At 42.5% G+C, this 25,371-nt stretch carries 16 protein-coding genes; 13 read left to right on the forward strand and 3 right to left on the reverse strand.

Translation table 11 applies throughout. The annotated features are described in order from the left end of the window. The first annotated feature begins 56 nt into the window (after positions 1-56). The 3 genes from C5O00_RS11135 to C5O00_RS11145 all read left to right on the forward strand — a co-directional run bounded on the left by C5O00_RS11135 (position 57) and on the right by C5O00_RS11145 (position 7,519). Positions 57-2,447 carry a tail fiber domain-containing protein gene (locus C5O00_RS11135; protein ID WP_105216924.1) on the forward strand — a complete coding sequence of 797 codons (2,391 nt, stop codon included), beginning with the start codon at positions 57-59 and terminating at the stop codon, positions 2,445-2,447. Between the two features lie 31 nt (positions 2,448-2,478). Continuing rightward, positions 2,479-5,007 carry a tail fiber domain-containing protein gene (locus tag C5O00_RS11140; protein ID WP_105216925.1) on the forward strand — a complete coding sequence of 843 codons (2,529 nt, stop codon included), beginning with the start codon at positions 2,479-2,481 and terminating at the stop codon, positions 5,005-5,007. A gap of 169 nt (positions 5,008-5,176) precedes the next feature. After that, the gene (locus C5O00_RS11145) at positions 5,177-7,519 is read left to right on the forward strand and encodes a beta strand repeat-containing protein (RefSeq protein ID WP_105216926.1); all 2,343 of its coding nucleotides are present in this window, start codon (positions 5,177-5,179) and stop codon (positions 7,517-7,519) included. On the opposite strand, the gene C5O00_RS11150 is transcribed toward C5O00_RS11145, so the two are convergent. Continuing rightward, entirely contained in the window at positions 7,516-8,748 is a 1,233-nt protein-coding gene (locus C5O00_RS11150; RefSeq protein WP_105216927.1) for an aminotransferase class I/II-fold pyridoxal phosphate-dependent enzyme, read from the reverse strand. The two genes, C5O00_RS11145 and C5O00_RS11150, sit on opposite strands and share 4 nt — an antisense overlap. A gap of 159 nt (positions 8,749-8,907) precedes the next feature. Here C5O00_RS11150 and C5O00_RS11155 point away from each other — a divergent pair, with 159 nt between their 5' ends. After that, positions 8,908-9,366 (forward strand): Lrp/AsnC family transcriptional regulator, encoded by a 459-nt coding sequence (locus C5O00_RS11155; protein WP_105216928.1) that lies wholly within the window; start codon positions 8,908-8,910, stop codon positions 9,364-9,366. Positions 9,367-9,439: 73 nt separating this feature from the next. Continuing rightward, the gene (gene lpdA / locus C5O00_RS11160; protein WP_105216929.1) at positions 9,440-10,843 is read left to right on the forward strand and encodes a dihydrolipoyl dehydrogenase; all 1,404 of its coding nucleotides are present in this window, start codon (positions 9,440-9,442) and stop codon (positions 10,841-10,843) included. 86 nt (positions 10,844-10,929) lie between these two features. Here the strand turns inward: lpdA and C5O00_RS11165 are convergent, their stop codons facing one another. Then, positions 10,930-12,126, reverse strand: coding sequence for a phage tail-like protein (locus tag C5O00_RS11165; RefSeq protein ID WP_105216930.1), 1,197 nt, complete (start codon positions 12,124-12,126; stop codon positions 10,930-10,932). A 10-nt stretch (positions 12,127-12,136) separates the two neighbouring features. Then, on the reverse strand, positions 12,137-13,348 hold the full coding sequence (locus C5O00_RS11170) for a phage tail-like protein (protein WP_158676839.1): 1,212 nt from the start codon (positions 13,346-13,348) through the stop codon (positions 12,137-12,139). 215 nt (positions 13,349-13,563) lie between these two features. Here C5O00_RS11170 and C5O00_RS11175 point away from each other — a divergent pair, with 215 nt between their 5' ends. The 8 genes from C5O00_RS11175 (at position 13,564) to mdxK (ending at position 25,369) form a co-directional block, all read left to right on the forward strand. Next, positions 13,564-14,103: an NADPH-dependent FMN reductase gene (locus tag C5O00_RS11175; protein ID WP_105216932.1), complete on the forward strand. Its 540-nt coding sequence runs from the start codon at positions 13,564-13,566 to the stop codon at positions 14,101-14,103. Continuing rightward, positions 14,100-15,404 (forward strand): anthranilate synthase component I family protein, encoded by a 1,305-nt coding sequence (locus C5O00_RS11180; RefSeq protein WP_105216933.1) that lies wholly within the window; start codon positions 14,100-14,102, stop codon positions 15,402-15,404. Before C5O00_RS11175 ends, C5O00_RS11180 begins: the two co-directional genes overlap by 4 nt. A 36-nt stretch (positions 15,405-15,440) precedes the next feature. After that, on the forward strand, positions 15,441-16,760 hold the full coding sequence (gene tilS, locus C5O00_RS11185) for a tRNA lysidine(34) synthetase TilS (protein WP_105216934.1): 1,320 nt from the start codon (positions 15,441-15,443) through the stop codon (positions 16,758-16,760). 3 nt (positions 16,761-16,763) lie between these two features. After that, complete coding sequence (locus tag C5O00_RS11190; protein ID WP_105216935.1) at positions 16,764-18,743, forward strand: protein-disulfide reductase DsbD family protein; 1,980 nt, start codon at positions 16,764-16,766, stop codon at positions 18,741-18,743. Positions 18,744-18,748: 5 nt separating this feature from the next. Next, the gene (locus tag C5O00_RS11195; protein WP_105216936.1) at positions 18,749-20,596 is read left to right on the forward strand and encodes a CocE/NonD family hydrolase; all 1,848 of its coding nucleotides are present in this window, start codon (positions 18,749-18,751) and stop codon (positions 20,594-20,596) included. 540 nt (positions 20,597-21,136) lie between these two features. Next, complete coding sequence (locus tag C5O00_RS11200; RefSeq protein ID WP_105216937.1) at positions 21,137-22,180, forward strand: LacI family DNA-binding transcriptional regulator; 1,044 nt, start codon at positions 21,137-21,139, stop codon at positions 22,178-22,180. Between the two features lie 238 nt (positions 22,181-22,418). Continuing rightward, positions 22,419-23,078, forward strand: coding sequence for a beta-phosphoglucomutase (gene pgmB, locus C5O00_RS11205; RefSeq protein WP_105216938.1), 660 nt, complete (start codon positions 22,419-22,421; stop codon positions 23,076-23,078). Beyond that, positions 23,075-25,369, forward strand: a complete 2,295-nt coding sequence (mdxK, locus tag C5O00_RS11210; RefSeq protein WP_105216939.1) for a maltose phosphorylase MdxK — start codon at positions 23,075-23,077, stop codon at positions 25,367-25,369. Before pgmB ends, mdxK begins: the two co-directional genes overlap by 4 nt. Positions 25,370-25,371 lie beyond the last annotated feature (2 nt).

Below are 25,371 nucleotides of genomic sequence, written 5' to 3' on the forward strand. Positions count from 1 at the left end.
TTCGTATATACCTCATATTCTTGCACTTAACTCGCTTGCTTTAAATTAAGTGTATTATGAAATCTTCATTATTTGTTTTCGTGTTTTTATTCTTTCTGAATTTCGCAATGGCTCAGGTAGGAATAGGAACAGTCGCACCCGATGCATCTTCTGTTCTTGATATTTCGGCTAGTGATAAAGGGATTCTAATTCCGCAGGTGTCTCTTGCCGATGTGAGTGACACCATGTTGGACGGAGTAAATACTGCTGCCACAGGATTGTTAATCTACAATACCAATGCATCGGTTACAGGTGGTTCCGGGGTAGGTTATTATTTTTTTAACGGCACCAGCTGGGAGAAAATGACAACTTCTGCGGAGCCAAAGTGGAATTTAACGGGAAATACCGGGACTACTTCGGCCGATTTCTTTGGGACCATAGATAATCAACCTTTAAATTTCCGGGTGAATAACCAGAAAGCTGGGATCATAGATTCTACCGATACCAACACAGCATTTGGATATAAAGGCCTAACGGCTATTACTTCAGGAACCTTAAATACCACTTTGGGATACCAATCCCTGGAAAACGTTACAACTTCCAGTGGAAATACAACCATGGGGTATCGAAGTATGAGAAATCATCTCGGGCCTGGTGGGCATAATACGGCTATTGGAACCGAATCCATGGAGAATGGAGGCGCCGGATCGATGAATGTAGCCGTTGGATGGCGAGCCATGCGCGCCGATACAATAGGGGATCAAAATGTTGCAGTTGGCGTGGGTGCGATGGAATATGGTGCCGGCACCAGAGCCGGGGTTGCAGTGGGTAGATATGCCCTGGCAAATGATTCTTATTCTATAACCAGTACTGCCGTTGGTTTTAGATCGCTTTATAGCCAGTCGTTCGATAATAGTGGTAGTACCTGGACTTCGTACAACACAGCTCTGGGATCGTATACATTATATTCCAATAATCCTACGGCTACCAATAATGGTATTTATAATACGGCAGTTGGAGGCGCAGCATTATATTCCAATACTACGGGCTATATCAATACTGCCGTAGGAACGGTGGCATTGTACTCTAACACAACAGGGTCTAATAATACAGCCATTGGCTATAACTCGCAACGAAATACTATTGCAGCTTCGTATAACACTTCTGTGGGATCCTATTCCTTAGATGCAAATACAACAGGGCACAGAAATACGGCCATTGGATCTGTGTCTTTGTCTGAAAACACTACAGGGATTGTAAATACAGCGGTAGGAGTGGATGCGATGCAGCAGAATCTGGATGGAAGTTATAACGTGGCTATGGGTTATGAGGCATTAAAAGCGCAAACGTCTGCCTCCTATAACGTAGGTATTGGAACGTATGCACTGGGTGAAAATACTACTGGTTCAGAGAATGTGGCGATTGGCTACGTGGCTTTAAGAGGTGTTGCTGCCAGTTCAACAGCACTAGGCAATACAGCGGTAGGTTTTAGAAGTATGGAAGATGTAACAACCGGGAATCAGAATACCGGTTTAGGGCACTACGCATTAAGTAATGTTACCTCAGGCGGCCTGAATGTGGGAATTGGTGGCGGGGCCATGGAATCGAACACCATTGGTACTAGAAACGTGGGAATGGGTTTTTGGGCAATGCGGTTCAATACCGAAAGTAATGGTAATGTGGCCATTGGTAACCAGGCATTGTACAGCCAGTCCTTTACAAATGGTGGTACCTCTTATAATTCTTACAATGTAGCTGTAGGTTATAATGCGTTGTACGCCAACCAGCCTACGGCAATTGCAGAAGGCCGATATAATACGGGTCTCGGACTCGCAGCCGGGGATACCAATACTACTGGAGCGTTTAATACCCTAGTTGGAGCGCTTTCCGATGTTACTTCAGGGAATTTTACAAATTCAACGGCCATAGGATATGCCGCACAGGCCAATGCAAGTAATATGGTGCGGGTAGGGAATCCTTCGGTAACCACTATTGGTGGTTCTGTAGCATGGAGTGTATTGTCCGATTCCCGATTAAAGAAGAATATTCGTGAAGATGTGGCGGGACTGGATTTCGTGCTTAAGCTAAGACCGGTTTCTTATAATTACGATGACAAATTGTTTGTGGATGAAGCATTCGAATTGATAGATAATTCTGAGGCTAAACGATTACGTCATAACGGTTTCATCGCTCAGGAAGTGGATAATGCTGCTAAAACCTTGGGATTCGATTTCATCGGGGTTGATACGCCTAAAAATTCGGAAGATCACTACGGTCTTCGCTATGCGATGTTTGTTGTACCCCTCGTAAAGTCGGTACAGGAGCAGCAACTACAAATTGAGGCTCAAAATGATAAAATAATCGAATTGAGCGATAAAATTTCGGAAATGGATGCCTTGCTTAAGGTACAGCAGCAGGAGTTTGCAGCCTTGAAATCGTTAGTTAGCAAGCTAACTTCCGAACAATAAGCTTTAAAGTTTCATATTCAAACCTAACATTATGAAAAACAAAATAGTACAGCTCATATTGATATTGATCTTTACCACTAGTTATTCCCAGGTGGGTATAGGGACTGTTGTCCCTGATGCTTCTGCTGTTCTTGATATTTCTGCAGGAGATAAGGGAATTCTTATCCCGCAAGTTTCTTTGGGAGATGTTACAGATACTATGCTGGATGGAGTGAATACTGCCGCTACCGGCTTACTTATTTACAATACCAATGCAGGAGTTACCGGGGGTACGGGTGTTGGCTATTATTATTATAACGGAACCACTTGGGAGCGGTTGGTAACAACTGCAACCTCCACTGTGGATATCGATTGGTATGAGGAGGGGACCACCTCGGCACCAAATGATATTAATGATGATATGTATACACTTGGTAACCTCGCTATTGGAAAAAATACAGCAGATTATCCCCTTGAGGTCGACACCACTACAGATACCCGTGGAATAAATGCAAGTGTTGGCGGAACAACCAATGGTTCGGTTTATGGAGGTTACTTTACTAATTCAAATACAGGCTCTGGTTCCAATTTAGGTGTTGCAGCCGAGCTTACATCCACTAGTGGTACGCAGCAGATTGGATTTTATAGTGTGTTGAATGGTGATAGCGATGGCGCGAGCTATGGATTCAGAAGCTTAATGACAGGAGATGGTGATGGATTACATTACGGAATATTTAATTCCCTGTCTGGCTCAGGAACTAATGCACACTATGGAGTAAGGAATACCTTAAGTGGATCAGGTGATGGGGCAATGTTTGGAGTTGAGAATACAATGATAAATTCCGGTAATGGACTCCATTATGGCGTGAATAATAACATACAAGGGACTGGCTCAGGTACACATTACGGTATTTCCAATACTTTGTCGGGAGCTGGTACAGGTCAACAAATTGGATTGTATAATCTTTTAAGTAATTCGGGTGACGCATTTCACTATGGTTTATATAATCAGTTAACGGGAAATGGAGCCGGAACGCGTTATGGCATTCGAAACAACTTAAGTGGTAGTGGGGACGGAGTTCATTATGGTTTGGATAATGTTCTTACCGGAACCGGTACAGGCACAAAATACGGAAGTCGTAACTTAATACAAACTACCGCCGGAGGAGACCACTATGGAGTATATTCTGAAGTATTACGGTCAACAGGTACTACTTATGCCGGCTATTTCTTAGGCAATGTAGCTATAGGAACCTCTGGCGCAAATACTTACGTGTTGCCGGCTTCAAGAGGTACGGCAAACCAACTAATTCAGTCTGACGGTATTGGTAACTTAAGCTGGGTAGATCCTTCCACTATTTGGTCTTCAGAATGGATAGATAACGGGGGGTATTTATCTCCCGCCGATGGCAATTCGGAGGCTGTTTCTATCGGTACTGCATCCACAAGTGGAACCCTTACGGTATCGGGCGGTACCGGAAGTTCAGTAATCTCTCTAAGTGGCACCTATATAAACCCGAGCCCAATCATGAATATGTTCAATTTTACCTCTCAAAACGGGGGTATTTTAATTAACAATCAAATTAATGGAACAACTAGTTCCGGAAACCCAATATATGGAATGATTACCGACTACGGTGGACTAACCGCTAATTCCGAATCAGTTTATGGAGTTTATCATTCGTTTGGTGGCTCAGGTAGTTCTAATCGAATTGGGATGTGGAATTCATTTGGAGGGAACCACAGCGGTTCAAAATATGGAGTTTATAATACTTTCAGTGGAGCTTCTACCGGGGTCAAGTATGGGACATACACAGATTTTAGCTCTGCGACAGATACAGATGTGCGATATGGAAATTACGTTGAAATGGACAATGGTAATGCTGCGAAATATGGGAGTTTTACGAATATGGGGGAGGGTAGCGGACTTAAATACGGTGCTCGAATTGAAATTCCTAATGCAGCGACAGGTTCAAATTATGGCGTGTCCTCGATAGCTTTGGGGACAAGTGGAACCCATGTCGCAATTTACGGTTCGGCTAATACTACTAACACTTCTGCTTTTGCTGGATATTTTGCGGGCAAAGTTTTTACATCATATCGATTAGGAATTGGAGTTGGAACCCCGTCATTCAATCTTCAGTTAAACGCAAATTCGGCAGGAAAGCCCACCTCTAGTTCATGGACGGTAGTATCAGACGGACGACTAAAAACTAATGTTCGACCGTTCACTGATGGACTTGCACTTATCGATAAAATAGACCCAGTATGGTTTACCTACAATGGTAAGGCCGGAATGCCAAATGAGACAGGGGTGGGTACCATTGCCCAGGAACTTCAAAAAATTGCGCCTTATATGGTAAGTAATTGGGAATATATTTCCGATGATGGAAATAGTAAGAGCAACTACCTTGGAGTTGACTATGGTGCTATGGATTTTATTTTAGTAAATGCTATTAAAGAGCAACAAGCTGAAATTAAAAATCAACAAGATGAAATTCAATTTTTAAAATTACAAGTTCAAGAATTGAGATCTATCCTAAACGATGTTGTTACAGATGTAAATAATGATCAGAATTAATTCGTTAAAGTCACCTCTGAAATCCTTATTTCAGAAGCAAAAATAATTTAGCTTAAGCCACTATTGTTGTAGGTTTTAGGCCGGTGTTACATTTGTACAAGTTATTGTTACATGGTTGCCATTTAAGTTCATGATATCAATATAGCTTTGATCTTATAAAACTATTATCATGAAAAAATTTGTATTGGGCTTTATTCTTCTTTGTTCATTCTCAATTTCGTCTCAGGTTGGCATTGGAACCACCACACCCGATCCTTCTTCTTCCCTGGATATCACCTCAACAGACTCTGGCGTTTTAGTGCCAAGAGTCTCTCTAAGTGATGTGACCACTACATCCCTGGATGGAACAAATACTGCTGCCACCGGATTGCTTATCTGGAACACTAATGCAGCTGTGACAGGAGGGTCTGGAGTTGGGTTTTATTATTTCAATGGTTCAAATTGGGAACGTATTAGCACAACTGCTCCCTCCGGCGGAAGTGACAGCGATTGGTATGAAGAAGGCACGACTACCAGCCCAAACGATATAAACGATAACCAATATACATTAGGAGAAGTGGGAATTGGGTTGAATACACCTGCGTATCCGCTGGACATCAGTAGTAGTAATTACAATCGTGGAATAAACCTTGCGTTTTCGCGAATTTCGCCTACTACCGACATAGCCGGTATTTATTTGGAAACTAATGATGCGAATTCAGGAAATACATCCCGGGGTATTTATAACTATGTGAGAGGATCGGCCGGTGACAAGCATGGTGTCTTCAACCGTATAACACCTACCAATAACGGGACTCATGTAGGTACGAGGAATCAGGTTAATAATTCGTCTGGCGGACAACTATACGGAGTGTACAACACTTTGAACAGCAGTTCCTCCACGGCAGCTCAAACGGGTACTTATAACCAAATTGCAGTATCCGGAACCCAAAATCGCGGGTTATATAATACAGTTAGCTCGGGGGTTAATTCCTGGGGGGTCAAGTCTGTAGTGTCCGGAACAGGGATACTGTATGGGATGGAGAACGATGTGAATGCGAGTGGTTCGTCTGGGGTATATGGCACCCATAATCAACTAAGCGGAACCGGAACCGGCACTTATACGGGAACGTACAACGAGTTGGGTGGTTCCAGTACGGGCGATAAGATTGGTAATTATAACCTGGTGTCTTCTACGGCAGCAGGGACGCATTACGGACTTTATTCTGAAGTTGAGAAAGCTGGCAGTTTTGCAGGATTCTTTACAGGTTCTGTTGCAATAGGAACTGTTTCACCCTTCGGAACAGGAACAGCAGATCACTATATATTTCCTCCAAACAGAGGCAGTAACGGACAGCTGATGCAAACTGATGGTTCGGGTAACCTTAGTTGGGTGGATCCGGCGGGCTTGAGTGATGAGGATTGGGTTGTCGATACCTCCTCAGGGACAGTATTATACCCCACCAATACTACAGACAACGTAGCTATAGGTAAAGCCACCGCAAACGCCAGGTTGGATGTTGAACTGGATGGGTCTGGGGCAACCGCATCCTTCACACAAATAAATTCGACTGGTACAACCGGTGCGCTAACAAATATGGTAAGTGGAAATTCGGGTGCGGTAAACGCCTTTGTAAATACCCTGGATGTCGCAGGAAATGGCGCCAAATACGGTATCACCAACGAGATGAGTTCCGGAACTACCGGAGCCTCAGGAACCAAATACGGACTTTACAATATGATCGAGAGCTCGGCAGATGACACCTATGGTACCACAAATGATCTGTTTGGGTCTGGTAATGGAAATCATTTTGGCACCTACAATAATATAAGAGGCTCGGGTACCGGAAGTAAATACGGAAGTTATAACATCCTTAATACTTCGGCTAATGGCAATCTGTATGGTGTGTATTCGGAGGTGCTTCGAAGTACAGGAACTACCTATGCGGGATATTTCTTGGGGAATGTAGCTGTAGGAACCAACACCTCTAATACTTATAGTTTACCGGCGTCCAGGGGAACAAACGGACAGATCATGCAAACCGATGGCAGCGGGAATGTGAGTTGGGTCAATGTTCCAGCATCTACCGATAAGGCCGCATTAAAAGTAAGAACCACCTCCAATATATCTGGTTTCAGTAATGCAGTTGAGACCAACCTGATACTAAATAGTGTTTCATATAATTTAGGAGGAGGCTCCTATAACACCACTTCCGGTACCTATACCATACCTGCCAACGGGGTATATGAAATCAACGCCAATTTCAATATGAATTTCGTTACTTCAACAAACAAACAAATGGTAATAATGCTTAGGGTGTATGTAAATGGCTTTGTTGCAGAGACGCAAAGTCTTCAAACAGGATCGACCTATCTGTCTGGTTATACGCAGAATTTTCATTATAATTTTCATTTGAACCTTAATGCCAACGACCTGGTTGCATTTCGATTTATACCCGTATGGGGAGGAACTACGCCGGCACCTTATTTTAGTTCATCAGGAACGAGCATTGCTATATCAAGAGAGTATTAAACAATCGAAGAGTTGGTAACTTCATTTATTGGATAAACACCAACCTCTTTCATACATCTTCTCATGCTTCTATAGGTCCTTTCTATGTCGTTATCCAGCCCGATAGAAAAACGGATAAGGCCATCGCTAAGTCCCATTTCCATCTGTTCCTCTTCCGGAATTTCGGATGAAGTAGAACTCCCCGGTGCACTGAAAAGAGTTTTATAAAAACCAAGACTTACAGCAAGGTAACCCAGGTTACGCTCCTGCATAAGTTCCATAAGTTCGTTTGCCTTTTCCAGACTGCCTACATCAATAGTAAGCATACCACCATAACCGTATTGCGGATTCATGAGGCGAGTGATCAATTCATGACCGGGATGCGATTTCAGGCCGGGATACACAGTTTTTAAACCGTCGGCTTCAAATTTCTCTGCCAGATACATAGCATTGGCGCTATGTTGTTTCATCCTGATGTGCAAAGTCCGTAGATTCTTTAAAATGGAAGCTGCCCTAAGGCTGTCCATTGACGCACCCATAAGCATACAGGCTCCGTCGTTCACATTTCGAAGTTCATCAATGAATTCCTGGGAACCACATATAACACCGCCCATGGTATCACTGCTGCCATTTATAAATTTTGTAAGGCTGTGTAGTACAACATCGGCACCTAATTTTGCCGGTGAAACAGACATTGGGGAAAACGTATTATCCACCAGCAATTTTAAGTTGTGCTTTCGGGTAATTGTACCAAGTTCTGCTATATCTGCGATCTCGAGTAAGGGGTTGCTTACACTCTCGCAATAGACCACTTTGGTATTAGGGCCTATAGCCGCTTCTACCGCCTCGGGCTTTGTGATATCCACAAAAGTGGTTGTGATGTTGTATTTCGGGGCCATATTCTTTAAAAATGCATACGTCCCGCCGTAGATGGTTCGGCTAGCTACTATATGATCTCCCGCACTACACAATTGCATAATGGCCGGTACGATAGCTCCCATGCCCGTTGCAGTAACGGTAGCCGTTTCCGTATCTTCCATCGCTGCCAGTGCTTCACCCAAATAAAGTGCACTTGGGGAACTATGTCTGGAATACAGATAACAACCTTCGGCATTCCCCTCGAAGGTGTCGAACATTTTTTTAGCTGAAAGAAAGGTATAGGTTGATGAATCTGAAATAGATGGATTAACACCTCCAAATTCACCAAAATACTGAAGATCCTGAATTTTATTAGCAGGTTTGAATGTCATAACTGTGTTGGATTATATTTAAACGAAAGTAAAACTACATAAGATAATAATCAATGATATACCTCATAAACCGAAAATAAAACTGAATTAAATTAAAATAGCCGAAAATAGATTAGTTACAAGTTAAAAAACACCTAACTTTAAGAAAAATTTTCAGTTATGGTTTTGGATAGTATAGATCGGGCAATCCTTATTCACCTTCAGGAAGATGCCAAACAGACGAACAAACAACTTTCTCATAAACTTAACCTCTCGGTAACGGCTGTGTATGAGAGGATAAAGAAACTGGAACGTTCTGGTGTGATAAGAAAATATGTAGCCATGGTAGACAGAGTCAAAGTAGAGCTTGGATTTACGGTGTTCTGCCATATAAAATTAGTGCAACATGTTCACAAATCTGTTACCGATTTCGAGAGGGAAGTGGTTAAATTGAATGAGGTATTAGAGTGCTTTCATGTAAGCGGAGAGTACGATTATTTATTAAAGGTTGTGGTGAAAGATATGGATCATTTTAGAAATTTTATGGTTGAAAAACTCACCACCTTACAGCATATAGGAAGTACCCAGAGCTCCTTCACTATTAATGAAGTGAAAAATACAACCGCGCTATCGTTATAGCGATCTTAAATCGTTGGCTGTTGCATGGGAGTATTGTACCTTTGTACCTTCAAATTTCAAAAAACCGGCTTTTATGACTACTTATGATGTTGCAATTATTGGATCGGGTCCCGGCGGTTATGTGGCGGCAATTCGTTGTGCCCAGCTAGGAATGAAAACAGCCCTGATCGAGAAATATAATACCCTAGGGGGAACTTGTCTTAATGTAGGATGTATTCCCAGCAAAGCGCTGCTGGATTCGTCTCATCATTACGAAGATGCTATGAAGCACTTTGCGGAACACGGTATTGAAATTCCGGGGGAGATCAAGTTGAATTTTAAAAAGATGATCGAACGCAAGCAGGCGGTTGTTGATCAGACCACCAAAGGGATTGAGTTCCTTATGAGCAAGAATAAAGTAGATGTATTTACAGGAACCGGAACTTTTAAAGATGCTACACATGTTGTAATCGCTTCAGAAAAAGAAAACAAGGAGATCGAAGCGAAGAATATCATTATCGCCACTGGTAGTAAACCTTCAACACTTCCTTTTATCACTATTGATAAAGACCGCATTATCACATCTACAGAGGCACTTACACTTAAAGAGGTCCCAAAACATATGATCGTAATTGGTGGTGGAGTGATTGGTTTGGAGTTGGGACAAGTGTATCGTCGCCTGGGTGCCGAAGTTTCTGTTGTGGAATACATGGACAGGATCATCCCTACCATGGATGGAGCTCAAAGTAAAGAACTGATGAAGGTGATGAAAAAGCAAGGTGTGAAATTTTATGTTTCTCACAAGGTCTCTGCCGTTGAAAGGAAAAAGAATGAGGTTACGGTCACAGCAACCGATAAAAAGGGGAATGAAGTTCAATTTACCGGGGATTATTGCCTGGTTTCTGTGGGACGTCGCCCTTATACAGACGGGCTTAAACTAGAGAACGCGGGGGTGAAGGTGAACGAACGCGGGCAAGTGGAGGTTAACGACCATTTACAGACCAATGTGTCAAATATATACGCTATCGGTGATGTGATTAGAGGTGCCATGCTCGCGCATAAGGCTGAAGAGGAAGGTGTGCTGGTTGCCGAAATTCTTGCAGGGCAGAAACCGCATATCGATTATAATCTAATCCCGGGCGTAGTATATACATGGCCGGAAGTTGCCTCGGTAGGAAAAACCGAAGAAGAGCTTAAAGATGCAGGAATTTCTTATAAAAGCGGGCAGTTTCCAATGAGGGCCCTGGGCCGCTCAAGGGCTAGTGGTGATATTGATGGATTTGTGAAAATACTGGCAGATGCCAAGACCGATGAGGTGTTGGGTGTCCATATGGTAGGCGCGCGGGTAGCCGACCTCATTTCCGAGGCGGTAACTGCTATGGAATACAGAGCCAGTGCCGAAGATATTTCGAGGATGAGTCACGCACATCCAACCTATGCGGAAGCTGTAAAAGAAGCTGCATTAGCTGCCACTGAAAACAGACCGTTGCATATATAATAAACCAAAAAAACCAGCCGATTATTACGGCTGGTTTTCTTATCATTGTTCCTATTCTAAAACACGGGGGAGGATCAATGTACTTCTTATTCAATTACGTTTACAACCCAGTCCTTACTTACCGGATCGATTATCCCTCCTGAAATATTTGAAAGCCGTATCGTAACTGTATTTGCTGCACTAACATAACAACTCCAGGTTAATCCGTTTTCTATAGAGCCTACAGGAGAACAATTGCATGAGCTTCCGGGGGTTGCACCATTTACTGTAACTGGTAGTTCAGAATGCAGCCCGGCGAACATTACAAGAAAATCGAGGGTCGCGGTTCCGGTTAATTTTTTTAATAAAATTTTTCTGTTGCCATTAGGCGTGAAATAAAGGTGTGTACCATCAAATTCGAAAGTACCATCTTCTGTACTACTCATATTCGTTCCGGCATTGAACTTTAGGGGAGCAGAATTGGCAGAAGCCGTACCACCTTTTAATTGCAGTACTGCCGTTGGATTATCTACGCCAATCCCAACCTTTCCGCTTGCACGAATGGTCATTTCCATCCCGTCGGCATCTGCAGAAGTATTTCCGGCAGAGGTTACAGAGAAATTGAATCTACTAGGAAGATCACCACTAGAATGATCGCCGTCGGCAGCCGAATTTACATAAGAAACCACAGACGATTCGCCACTTCCATCCCATACGGTTCCGGCAAGGGAACCAATAACGTCACCGTCATTTAGGAAATCTCCGGATGCGAAGGTTCCGTTTTTAGTAAAGAATATAAAGTTTGGTGCATTGGGCCTGGTTCCGTTAGATGCTATTTGTATGTCGTTGTCACCGGGTAAACGTATCTCCAGACTTTCATCTGGTTCATCGGTTCCCATCCCCATCTTGCCGTTGTCCAGGATCACTACATCCTTCTGATTCTCTTTAAAGGCTTGTTTTACATAGGTGAGATGTTCACTACCTTTATTATAGCCATCTACCCACTCTCCAGCAAAGTATTTCCATTCTAAGGCAGAATTATCCCAGTAATGATGCCCTTTTTTATATCCGTTGTCTGGAGTGGTAAGGAAGACCATCATCCCATCCTGGTCTGCGCCCGGATTAGTTGCTGGTAATTTATCCACAAGCGGTACTATCAGGCCATCGGTAATAGCGGGAGCCGATGGATTAGTAGCTTCTATATCGAATATACTTTTCGGATTATTTGTATTTACTCCTACCTGCGCGTGCAGCTGTAAAGCCATCGCCAGGTTGATCAAGAATATGATGCTCAATTTTTTCATGGGTCCTGGTTTAATCTATGACAGTTACTTTCCAGCTTCTACTGGCCGGATTAACAGCAAAGGCGTTTACGTTGGATACCCTAATTCTTACACTATTGGTACTGCTTACATAGCAACTCCATTGAAGTCCGTTTTCTATACTAGTATTAGGGGCACAAGAACATGCACTTCCTACTACTGCACCAGGCACTGTTACGTTTAACTCTGATGTATTACCAGAACCAATGTTCGGGAAATTGAGTGTTTGCGTGGCAACCAAACCGGTCATTAATATTTTTCGTGTAGTAGAGGGTGTGAAATACAAATTAGTTCCATCGTATTCCATTGCTCCTGCCTCTGGAGTAGAAAGGTTGGTCCCGGAAGTTAATTTCAAAGGAGCCGAATTAGAACTTGATGTTCCTGCTTTTAGTTCCAGTACTGCCGAAGGATCATTTAGTCCAATACCAACATTTCCGGTACTTGCGATCACCATTTCAGGATTTCCAGAATCCAGGCTCGTATCATTCGGACTCGTTACAGCAAACTCGATCTTGGTAGGAAGGCTACCTGAGGAATGATCTCCATCGGCTTCCATCTGTATGTTAGCTACGTCGGCAGATTTACCGGTTCCCGTCCATACTTTACCTGTTAAGTATCCAATATCGTCATTGTCGTTCATGAAATCCGGCGAAGCAAAGGTTCCATTAGTAGTATAAAACACCAGCTGCGGGGCATCTGGTGGCGAAGCACTAGACACCTGGATATCGTTGTCTCCATCTATCTTCAGTTCCAGATTTTCTTCAAGATTGCTTGTTCCCATCCCAATTTGTCCGGAGTCCAGAATAACCACATCCACACCACCGGCACCAGCCTGGTTGGCGTAGATAAGGTTACCGTCATAATCTCCTCTGGATTGAGCTACAAAATCGTCTTTCCACTCATCGTTGTATGAGATCCAATCGGTTAACGTATTATCCCAATAATAAAATCCTTTGGGGTTACCTGCACTGGCTGTCGATAGGAAGACCAACATACCATCCTGATCTGCACCTGGATTGGATGCTGGGAAGTTATTTATTCGTGGTATCAATATACCATCGGTACTAGCGGGGGAAGTGCTATTAGATGCCGGGATGTCCAGCATACTTTTTGGGCTAGTTGTACCAATTCCAACCTGAGCGATCATTGCCTGGCTGAAAATTAATAGTACAAATAACGAGAGCACATAAGTAGTCTTTCTCATATTGTGTTGATAATTTGGGGTTTATCAGTGACAATAATATAAAGGAATCACTAGCCAAAAAAAGATTTGTAGGAAAATACGCAAACTATTCGATAAGCTGTATTATAATCTCGACGAAAGACATAAATGCTTTGTTTTTAGACTGTTATTTACCACCGTTAATCGACAAGGGGTAGGTTGGCAGTTGTTTTTTATTAAAGGAGTATCTTTGTTGTATGAAAAAAATAATTGCTTTTGCCGGTAGTAACAGCAGTACTTCCATCAATCACAAGCTTGTCTCATATGTTGTAAATTCTATAAAAGATCACGAGATCAATCTTATAAAACTTGTAGATTATCCCTTACCTATTTTTAGCGAAGACCTGGAGAAAGAAGAAGGTTATCCTAAGCAACTTTCCCGCCTCTTAGATGAAATAAAGGCGCACGACGCCCTGATCATCTCGGTAAATGAGCATAATGGAGGCCCTTCTGCCTTTTTTAAAAATGTGCTGGACTGGTTGTCGCGTATCGAATATAAATTCTTAGAGGGAAAGAAAGTACTTTTATTGAGTACTTCTACCGGGAAAAGAGGTGCGTTATCCTCTTTACAATATACACAGGGCGTACTTCCCAGATATAACGCCGAAATAGTGACTTCTATGCCTTTTCCGTCATTTTCCTCAAATTTTTCTTTGGAAACGAATACTGTTACCAACGATGAGTTGTCTGCGCAACTCCATTCGGAGGTAAATTCATTTCTCGATGCCCTTAAATGAAACGAGTTTGCGTAAAATACAATGTCGAACTAGATGTTCAATTAAAACGTAAACTGCTAAAATGGGCCGAGCAGTTTTACGAAGTTGCCTGGTTGGATTCTAACAACTACGAACAAAACCATAGCAGCTACAAGGCCATACTTGCTGCAGAAGCGTTCACTTCCATACAAACCGACCATCATCAGGCGTTCGACAAGTTGAACGAATATCAAACCACTATTCAGGATTGGCTGTTCGGCTATCTTAGTTACGACCTTAAGAATGATGTGGAACGATTAAGCTCCAATAACCACGACGGGCTGGGTTTTCCCGATCTTCTCTTTTTCCAGCCAAAGCGCCTGCTACTATTCACCGAAAAAACGGTGGAATTTCACTATCTGAATCTGGTAGCCGACGAAATCGATACAGACTGGCAGCAGATCCAGGCCATCGAGGCAGAGAAAACAATAGGAAATGAGCAGGATGCGATAAAAATTAGCCTTCGTACTTCCAAAGACAGTTATTTTGAACAGGTTAATCGTATGCTAAAGCATATAGAACGGGGTGATATTTACGAAGCTAATTTTTGTCAGGAATTCTACTCGGAAGGTGTTACGATCAATCCCACAAAAACCTTCCATCACCTCAATGCTATTTCCCGGCCTCCATTCGCCACTTTTTTCAGAAATGGGCCGTATTATGCTATGTCTGCATCTCCCGAACGATACCTTAAAAAATCTGGGAATACATTGATCTCTCAACCCATTAAAGGAACGGCAAGGCGATTTCAGAATAAAAAACTGGATAAGGAAATGATCGAAAAATTGCGATCAGACCCCAAGGAACGCAGTGAGAACATCATGATCACAGATCTGGTGCGAAACGATCTCTCCCGGCTTGCACTTAAAGGAACCGTAGAGGTAGAGGAGCTATGCGCTGTCTATACCTTCGAGCAGGTTCACCAGATGATATCCACAATTAGATGCGAGGTTCCTGAAAATATGGATCCTGTAGAGATGATACGGCAAACATTTCCTATGGGAAGTATGACCGGGGCGCCCAAGATCTCGGCTATGAAGATCATCGAACAGCTTGAAGCATCCAAAAGAGGGCTGTACAGTGGTGCAATTGGTTATTTTTCTCCGCAAGGAGATTTCGATTTCAATGTGGTTATTCGAAGTATCTTGTTTAATTCTGAAAGGAAATACGTTAGCTACTCGGTAGGTGGTGCGATCACCGCGGGATCTGTTCCCGAAAATGAATACGAAGAATGTCTTCTGAAGGCAAAAGCAATGCGGGAGGCACTTGAACGAAGTAAATAGGATTCGCTGCGTAACCGATTGACTATATTTGCGTAGATGTTGAAAAAATTAAATGAACATATTGCTAAAAACCTTTCTTTTCTGAAGGATAAAAGGTTGCTCGTCGCTTGTAGCGGGGGTCTGGACAGTGTAGTGCTAACACGTGCCATGAAGGAGCTAAACTACGAAATTGGTATCGCTCATTGCAATTTCGGATTGCGCGCGGCCGAAAGTGATGCAGACGAGGCATTTGTGCTGGACCTTGCCGATATGTTGGATGTACCTGTTTTTACAGAACAATTCGAGACCCGCGAATATGCCAATGAGAAAAAATTATCCATCCAAATGGCGGCACGCGCCTTGCGATATGAGTGGTTTGAGGAGATACTTCGTGATTTTAAATACGATTATCTCTTAACCGCCCATCACGCCGATGATGCCCTGGAAACAATGCTTATCAACCTCTCCAGGGGAAGCGGGCTAAGAGGACTCACGGGAATTCCGGCAGTTAATGATAAGATAGTACGTCCTTTGCTGGACTTTAGCAGAGCCGAATTGTTGGAGTATGCTAAATCGCAGGGATTTTTTTGGCGGGAGGACAGTAGTAACAAAAAGACGGATTACCTGCGAAATGCATTACGACATAAGGTGGTTCCTCCCTACAAGGAAGAGGTTGAAGGGCTTCTCCAGAACATTCTGAAAACACAGCAGCACCTAAGAGATAGTAAATCCTTAATAGACGATTACCTCGTACTTATTCACCAGTTAGTAGTTACAGAAACTTTCGAGGGCTTCAATATCGATATTGCGAAATTAGCCAACTTACCGCATCAGGAAGCGTTGCTTTATGAGCTTTTAACTCCTTTTGGGTTTACCGCATGGAAGGATATTTCAGAATTGATGACCGCACAAAGCGGCAAGTTTATTCTTTCAGAGACACATAGATTGGTAAAGGACAGGGATAAATTATTGTTAACAGTGATCCCTTCAGAAGAAAAAATTGAGACCTTTGAGATTAAGGAAACCACCCTCCGTATCGACCAACCCATTCCCTTGCTGTTTGGTGAAGTTGAAAGTCCTGGAAAAAACACGGAGCTGGAGATCTTTATTGACAAGGATAAATTAACCTATCCGCTTCTAATAAGAAAATGGCGGGAGGGAGACCATTTTTACCCTTTAGGAATGAAAGGAAAAAAGAAATTGAGTAAATATTTTAAGGATGAAAAGTTATCTTTGGTAGCCAAAGAAAAAACCTGGCTGCTCTGCAGTGGTGATCAAATTGTGTGGGTAATTGGCCATCGTGCCGACGAACGATTTAAAGTGGAATCCCGCACCAGGCAAATTATGAATATTCGAACCTCCAAATCTACTTCGTAAAATATGAAACAATATCTCATATTGGTTTTATTGGCCATATCCGGCTGTTTTTCTGCACATGCACAAGATTTTTTAGACCCTGTATCTTGGGAAGTTACCGTACAAAAAGAAGAGGGAACCCGGTACAACATATTAATGGAAGCCACAATCGATGCCGGTTGGCATTTATACAGTCAGATCCAATTTGGCGAAGAATTTGAAGGTCCCATTCGTACCGAATTTAGTTATAACGATAGTTCGGAAACCTATACCCTCGTCGGCGAGACCCAGGAACCGGATGTGGAACCGCTTTTCGATCCTGTTTTCGAGATAGACGTAAAATATTTTGAGGATAAGGCGGTATTTATCCAACCCATCGAGGTGATCGATCCCGAAGAATTGAAGATCGTTGTAGAAATTTCGTATGCGGTATGTGACGATAAGCAATGTTTGCCTCCCGATATTAAAACCTTTGAGGTGGATCTCGCATCGGGGAAATCTGAATTTGCCACCGCCGAAATCACAGAAGAAGATCTTGAAAAATCGGCGGCACTTACTATCCCTATAAAAGGAGATCTGGGAAATACCAATAACAGTAAAGGTTATCTCACTATCTTTTTTCTGGGCTTTTTGGGTGGCTTCCTGGCTTTGTTGACTCCTTGTGTATTTCCAATGATCCCGTTAACAGTTTCCTTTTTTACTAAGGGCTCCAAAGACCGGAAAAAAGGTGTAAGAAATGCGTTGCTTTACGGTTTCTTTATATTCTTTATCTATGTACTATTAAGCCTTCCGTTCCACTTACTGGACTCGGTAGATGAAGGCCTGCTGAATAATATTTCAACCAATATTTATCTCAATATTCTCTTTTTCCTGGTATTTCTGGTGTTCGCATTTTCATTCTTCGGGTATTTTGAGATCACGCTTCCAAGCTCCTGGAGTACAAAAATGGATGAGAAAGCCACGAGTATTGGAGGGATCATTGGTATTTTCTTTATGGCGCTAACCCTGGCCATTGTATCATTTTCCTGTACAGGTCCCATTTTGGGTGGTCTGTTGGGAGGGTCTCTTAGTCAGGACGCCGGAGCCATGCAACTTAGTTTTGGAATGGGAGGTTTTGGCCTGGCTCTTGCCCTTCCATTTGCCTTGTTTGCTTTGTTCCCTAACTGGTTAAATTCTTTACCCAGTAGTGGTGGATGGCTTAATACGGTGAAGGTCGTTTTAGGTTTTGCCGAGTTAGCCCTGGCATTTAAATTTTTGTCCAACGCAGACCTCGTGATGCATTGGGGCTTGCTAAAACGTGAGGTTTTTATTGCAATATGGTTGCTTTGTTCCCTCGGAATGGCCTTATATCTTTTCGGGTTTATACGTTTTCCTCATGACGGACCAAAAGGAGGGAAGCTTCCTAAAGGAAACATTATCGTTGGAATATTAGCGATCGCCTTCAGTATTTATTTAATTCCCGGACTTACAAATACTAAATATGCTAACCTTAAGCTGCTAAGTGGTCTTGCGCCACCGTTATTCTATAGTCTGTACGACAAAGGCACGTCGGCACCTTTGGGCCTGGAGGCCTACAAGGATTTTTACGAGGGTCTTGAAGCAGCCAAAAGTTCGGGAAAACCAATTATGCTCGATTTTACCGGCTGGGCCTGCGTAAATTGCAGGAAAATGGAAGAGCATGTATGGAGTGTGGATGAGGTATTTAAGATGATCGATGAGGAATTTATCCTGATCTCACTATATGTAGATGATCGCAAACCACTGCCTCAGGAAGATCAGTTTAATTTTCTGCGGCCTACCGGTGGCACCAAACCTATACGAACTGTTGGTGACAGATGGGCAACTTTTCAAACTGTTAATTTTAAAAACAACTCGCAACCGCATTATGTATTGATGGACAGCGATTATAACCTATTAAATGTTCCTGTTGGTTATACCCCCGATGAGAACGAATATCTTGCCTGGCTAAAAGCCGGTCTGGAGGAGTTTAAAAAAACTAAATAACAATTATGAAACGGATCTTGATCTTTTTATGGGTTGTGTGTATCACTTCGGTGTCGTTTGCCCAGGACAATGATACTTATGTAAAAGAAAATTATAATAAATCCGAAACCTATATCACAATGAGGGATGGGGTAAAGCTATTTACCTCCATTTATTCACCTAAAGACACCTCTAAACAATATCCCATACTTTTCCAACGCACACCCTATAGTTGCAGGCCCTATGGTGAAGACCAGTTTCGGTCTAAAATAGGACCTAACGAATTTCTGATGAAAGATGGCTATATCATCGTTTACCAGGACGTGAGAGGCCGTTGGATGAGTGAAGGGGTTTACGATAATATGCGCGCTTATATTCCAAATAAAAAAGGAAAACAAGTAGATGAGGCCAGCGACACTTACGACAGTATAGACTGGTTGGTGAAAAATGTGCCCAATAATAACGGCAGGGTAGGGACCTGGGGTGTTTCATATCCCGGATTTTACGCTACGTATTCCTTGCTGGACGCACATCCTGCTTTGAAAGCTTCTTCTCCCCAGGCGTGTATAGGCGATTTCTATTTCGATGATTTTCATCATAACGGAGCCTATTTTTTAAGTTATTGGAGGGCTACAGCAGTTTTTGGATACGAAAAAACCAAGCCAGCAAACACCGCCTGGTACACTTTTCCTGATCTAGGCACACAGGATCAGTATCAGTTTTTCCTGGATGCGGGACCGTTATCGAACCTGGACAAATATTATGGGGAGGATAATGTGTTTTGGCAGCAGTTGAAAGAACATCCCGATTATGACGAGTTTTGGCGCTCCCGGGGAATTATTCAGCATTTAAAGAATATTAAACCGGCGGTAATGGTCGTTGGCGGACTGTTTGATGCTGAAGATCTCTATGGGCCTTTCGAAACCTATGAAAAAATTGAAGCTAACAGCAACAATTATAACACGGTTGTTTTTGGCCCCTGGAGTCATGGTGACTGGGCTCGAACCAAAAAAAGACAGGCAATTGGGAATGTATATTTTGGAGATGATATTTCAATTAATTACCAACGGGAGGTCGAAACGCCTTTCTTTCATCATTTTTTAAAAGGAGACGGAACAGGAAATACCGGTTTGCCCGAGGCCCGTATGTTCGACACCGGTACCAGAGAATGGAAGTCGTATACCGAATGGCCTCCTAAAAATGCGGAACGTAGCACAAGGTGGTTACAAAGCAGACAACGCCTCAATAAAGTAATGGAAAAGAGCTACACTTTCGAGACATTTATTAGCGATCCCGCTAAACCTGTGCCGTATTCAGAAGACATTAAGATGGTGTTCACCCCCAGAAAATATATGACAGACGATCAGCGTTTTGCCGCACGTCGACCCGATGTACTGGTTTTTGAAAGCGAGATACTCGACGAGGACATGACAATGGTTGGCGACCTACTGGCCAAACTAAAAGTTTCTACAACAGGAACCGATGCCGATTGGATTGTAAAGTTAATCGACGTTTTTCCTCCCGATGCCGAAGATTACGAAGAAACTCAGGATTATCTAAAAATGAGCAACTACCACATGATGGTACGGAGTGAAGTGATGCGAGGTAGGTACAGAAATGATTTCTCTAAACCGGAGCCCTTTGAACCAGGTGAGAAAACCGCCGTAGACGTGAAGCTACAGGATGTGCATCATACATTTAAGAAAGGGCATAAAATTCAGATCCAGGTGCAGAGTACCTGGTTTCCGTTAATCGATCGAAACCCTCAGACATTTGTACCTAACATCTTCAAGGCAGACGCCGGCGATTTTAAGAAGCAGACACATATTCTATTTAATGATTCTTCAATAGAATTCTCTATCTTAAGGCCATAAAAAAAGCATCCCGTCTTCACGGGATGCTATAACAAACCTAACTTAGTAAATTCTAAAAGTCTTAGTTGTACTTTTAAAATATTCTACCAAATGAATTTTCTATCCCCACAAAAAATTGATATCAGTAGAATTTTCACTAATTCTATTCAAAGGTAAAATTCAAACCTACATAAGTCCATACGTGCATACACGTATTTTGATAACTTTAGGATTCGTTGGTAAGGATTATAAACAGGAGATTCGTTATAAAAAAAGCCATTACGCGATCTTGTTCAAGATTTTGTAACGGCTAATTTTTGTATAAGACACACAAGGTGCCTCAACTTTTACTTCCTGATCAAATATATGTTCTTTTTTGCTCCATTGGACAATTCCCGGTAGCGTCGATGTTACGAAAACGTTATAGTGTTAATATGTTTTAAAACTTTAACATTTCCTCAGTTATACCACCGATATTTTATAATTTGTTAAACAATGATTATTTTAATTGCGTTATTATAAACGGAACCATTATAACCATCAGTAGCATCACCATAGAATATGCAAAAACTAACCCTCAAGAAAATAGCCAGAGAACTTGATGTATCCATATCAACGGTTTCGAAATCCCTAAAGGATAGCCCAGAGATAAGTGAAGATACCAAACAAAAGATCAAGGCTTTCGCCGACCTCTACAATTACCGGCCAAATACTATAGCCCTAAGCTTAAAGAATAGAAAGACCAAAACGTTGGGAGTGATCATCCCGGAGATCGTTCATCACTTTTTCACGACAGTGGTAAGTGGGATCGAGAAGGTTGCGAACGAAAAGGGTTATACCGTAATTATAGGACTGAGTAACGAGTCTTTTGAGAAGGAAGTTACCAATATGGAGAAACTCGCCAATGGCAGTATAGATGGCTTTATATTATCGGTTTCCCGAGAGACTCAACTTAAAAAGGACTACCACCATTTGCTCGAAACTATAGATCACGGGATGCCTGTGGTGCTTTTTGACCGAACTATACCGGAGATAGAATGTGATAAGGTAGTTGTGGACGATACGGAAGGTGCTCGAAATGCCGTAAAAAAGCTTCTTGATGCGGGATGTAAAAATATAGCACTAATCACTACCGAAGCTCATGTGAATGTTGGCGAATTACGAACAGCGGGTTATAAGGATGCGCTCATAGAATCCGGAAAAGGTTTTTCTGAAGATCTTATCCTGAAATTAAAGGATGAATTCAACGAGGAGGGGATGGAAGACAATCTTAATACAATTATCGAATTATTTCTTCGGAACAATCCTCAGGTGGACGGAATTTTTGCCGTTAACGAGAAATATGCTCTTACTGCTATGAAAGCATCACGCTCCCTGGGTAAAGATATCCCGCGCGATATAAAAGTTATCGGTTTTACAGATGGTGTGCTGTCTAAGTATGCCACGCCTAGCCTTACAACTGTGAGTCAGCATGGTGTACAATTAGGAGAAAAAGCAGCCGAACTCTTAATAAGAAGATTGGAGGAAGACGACTACGAACCTCCTTATCAAACGGTTGTAGTGGAGACCCGGCTTATAGAGCGGGAATCGACCTCCATCACTTAACCTATTTCAAAAAATGCCCTATATTTACCACCGCACATATCAAGACCTGATTTTTACTTCCTACCTTAAAATTAGATTTGATAAGTAAACTACTTGTTGGAATAGTACAAATACTATTTTTACCCTATGAAGAAATGCGATCTTGCAGTCGAAAAATGGAAACTCCATGGTTTGATTACCCGGAATCTCCACCCTATAAATTTCCCTCAAAACTCGTTCCATCCAAATATTGTTCTCCATGAATAAGAGAGGTTTTATTTTCGACCTCGACGGTGTGATCGTGGACACCGCCAGGTATCATTACTTAGCATGGAAACGCCTGGCCGATAGTCTGGGTATTTCGTTTGGTGAGACCGAGAACGAACAATTAAAAGGCGTAAGCCGGGTACGTTCCCTGGAGAAGATACTGGATTGGGGAAATGTAGAATTGAGCAAAGACCGGTTTAACGAATTACTGGATATAAAGAATAAGGATTACTTGGCGTATATAGAACGAATGGATCAGGATGAGATCTTGCCGGATGTTCTCAGGGTATTATCTTTTCTGAAGCAAAACGAACAACCCATTGCTTTAGGATCTGCCAGTAAGAACGCGCGAACCATATTGAAGGAAGTAGATCTCCTGGATGTTTTCGACGTGGTGATAGACGGCACCAATGTAAGTAAGGCAAAGCCAGATCCGGAAGTGTTCCTGAAGGCCGCAGAAGGACTGGGGCAGGTGCCGGAGAATTGTATTGTCTTCGAAGATTCTGTTGCCGGAATACGAGCCGCCAACGCAGGTTCCATGTTAAGCATCGGAATTGGTGACGCCTCTGTTTTAAACGAAGCGAGTTATGTTTTTAAAGATTTCACCGAAATACCCACAGAATTTTTTTCAAAATTAATTTCAGAAAGATGAATCAGAAATATATTTTACCCGACCCCTGGAGCATAATCGAAGAAGGATTTGATGCTGAAAAAGTTAAATCTTCCGAAAGCCTTTTTAGTATTGGAAACGGGGCTATGGGCCAAAGAGCCAATTTTGAAGAAGATTACTCCGGAGAAACCTTCCAGGGTAGTTATGTAGCCGGTGTCTACTACCCAGATAAAACTCGTGTTGGCTGGTGGAAGAACGGCTATCCGGAATATTTCGCTAAAGTTCTTAATGCTCCTAATTGGATTGGCATAAAAGTTTCTGTGAATGGTGAGGATCTGGACTTACATACATGTGACCAGGTGAAGAATTTCCGAAGAGAACTTAATATGAAAGAGGGCTATTACAGAAGGTCTTTCCAAGCTACACTTCAAAACGGGACAGAGGTAATGGTTGAAAGCACCCGTATTCTGCATCTCGATCAGGACGAATTGGGGGTAATCAATTACAAAGTAACAGCCCTGAACAAGGATGCGGAAATTGTGTTCAGCCCATATCTGGATGGTGGGATCACAAATGAAGACAGCAACTGGGACGATAAGTTCTGGGATACGTTAAGCGTTTCCGAAGCCGATCATCAAGGGTTCATTAGGTCTATGACCATGAAAACCCAATTCCATATTTGTACTTATATGCAGTCGGACATATTGGTAAACGATTCAGAAGCAACGCCTGCTTACACTTCAGAAAAAAAAGACCAGTACCTGCAATTCAATTATAAAGTAAACATTTCTAAAGGCGATACCGCAACCTTGCGAAAATATGCAGGTTATACCGTTTCGCATCACCACAAACCTGATAATTTGGTGAATGCCGCAAAAGACGCCATTAATGCCGGAAGGACTATGGGGTATGAAGGGCTTAAAGCGAGTCAGGCCGAGGCCTGGTCGTCCATATGGGAAATGGCAGATATTACCATAGAAGGTGATGTTGAAGCCCAGCAGGGTATTCGTTTTAATATCTTTCAGCTCAATCAAACCTATTTAGGGAAAGATGCCCGTCTTAATATTGGGCCCAAGGGATTTACCGGTGAGAAATACGGCGGCAGTACTTATTGGGATACCGAAGCGTATTGTTTGCCTTTTTATATGGCCACTAAAGATCATACCGTTGCACGAAATCTGTTGGTGTATCGATATAACCACCTTCAAAAAGCCATAGAGAATGCAGAGAAATTAGGATTCAGTAATGGAGCTGCCCTTTACCCAATGGTAACCATGAACGGGGAGGAAAGTCATAACGAATGGGAGATCACTTTCGAGGAGATCCACAGAAACGGAGCGATTGCATTTGCCATATATAATTATGTGAGATATACAGGAGACATTTCGTATGTAGCCGAGAAAGGTCTAGAAGTGCTGATCGCCATAGCACGTTTTTGGCAGCAAAGGGCTACTTATAGTACCCACAAGAATAAATATGTGATCCTTGGGGTTACTGGTCCGAATGAGTATGAGAATAACGTAAATAATAACTGGTACACCAATTTTACTGCAAAATGGTGTATAGAATATGCTGCTTCGGAAATTGACAGACTGAAACAGGACGCTCCTGCAGAGCATACCCGGATCATGGAAAAAACCCGTCTTTCTGCCGATGAGGTTACTCAATGGCTGAAAGTATCTTCCAATATGTATTTCCCGTATTCTGAAGAACACAACATTTATCTTCAGCAGGACGGCTTCCTTGATAAAGAGCTTATCACCGTGGCCGATCTGGATAGATCACAACGTCCTATAAATCAATATTGGTCCTGGGACAGGATCCTTAGGTCTCCCTATATCAAGCAAGCGGATGTTTTGCAGGGGTTCTATTTTTTTGAAGATCATTTTAGCCAGGAGGAACTGGAACGACATTTCGATTTCTACGAGCCCTTTACAGTGCACGAATCTTCGTTATCGCCTTGTGTTCATAGTATACAGGCGGCAAAACTTGATAGGATGGAACAGGCCTATACGTTCTATTTGCGTACCTCTCGTTTAGATCTGGACGATTATAATAAGGAGGTGGAAGAAGGCTGTCATATCACCAGTATGGCGGGAACCTGGCTAAGCATCGTGGAAGGTTTCGGCGGCATGCGAGTGCGTGACGGGCATTTAGAATTTCACCCACGCATTCCAAAACATTGGGACAAATATGCATTTAAGGTGAATTTTAGAGGGCAGATCTTAAAAGTTACCGTAAGCAGGCAGGGAAATAGTTTCGAGTTGTCCGGAAGCGAACCTCTTTCGATTAAAGTGAAAGGAGAAACGAAAACTATAACACCATCCAATTAATG

It is taken from the genome of Pukyongia salina (assembly GCF_002966125.1).
GTDB classification, from domain to species: domain Bacteria; phylum Bacteroidota; class Bacteroidia; order Flavobacteriales; family Flavobacteriaceae; genus Pukyongia; species Pukyongia salina.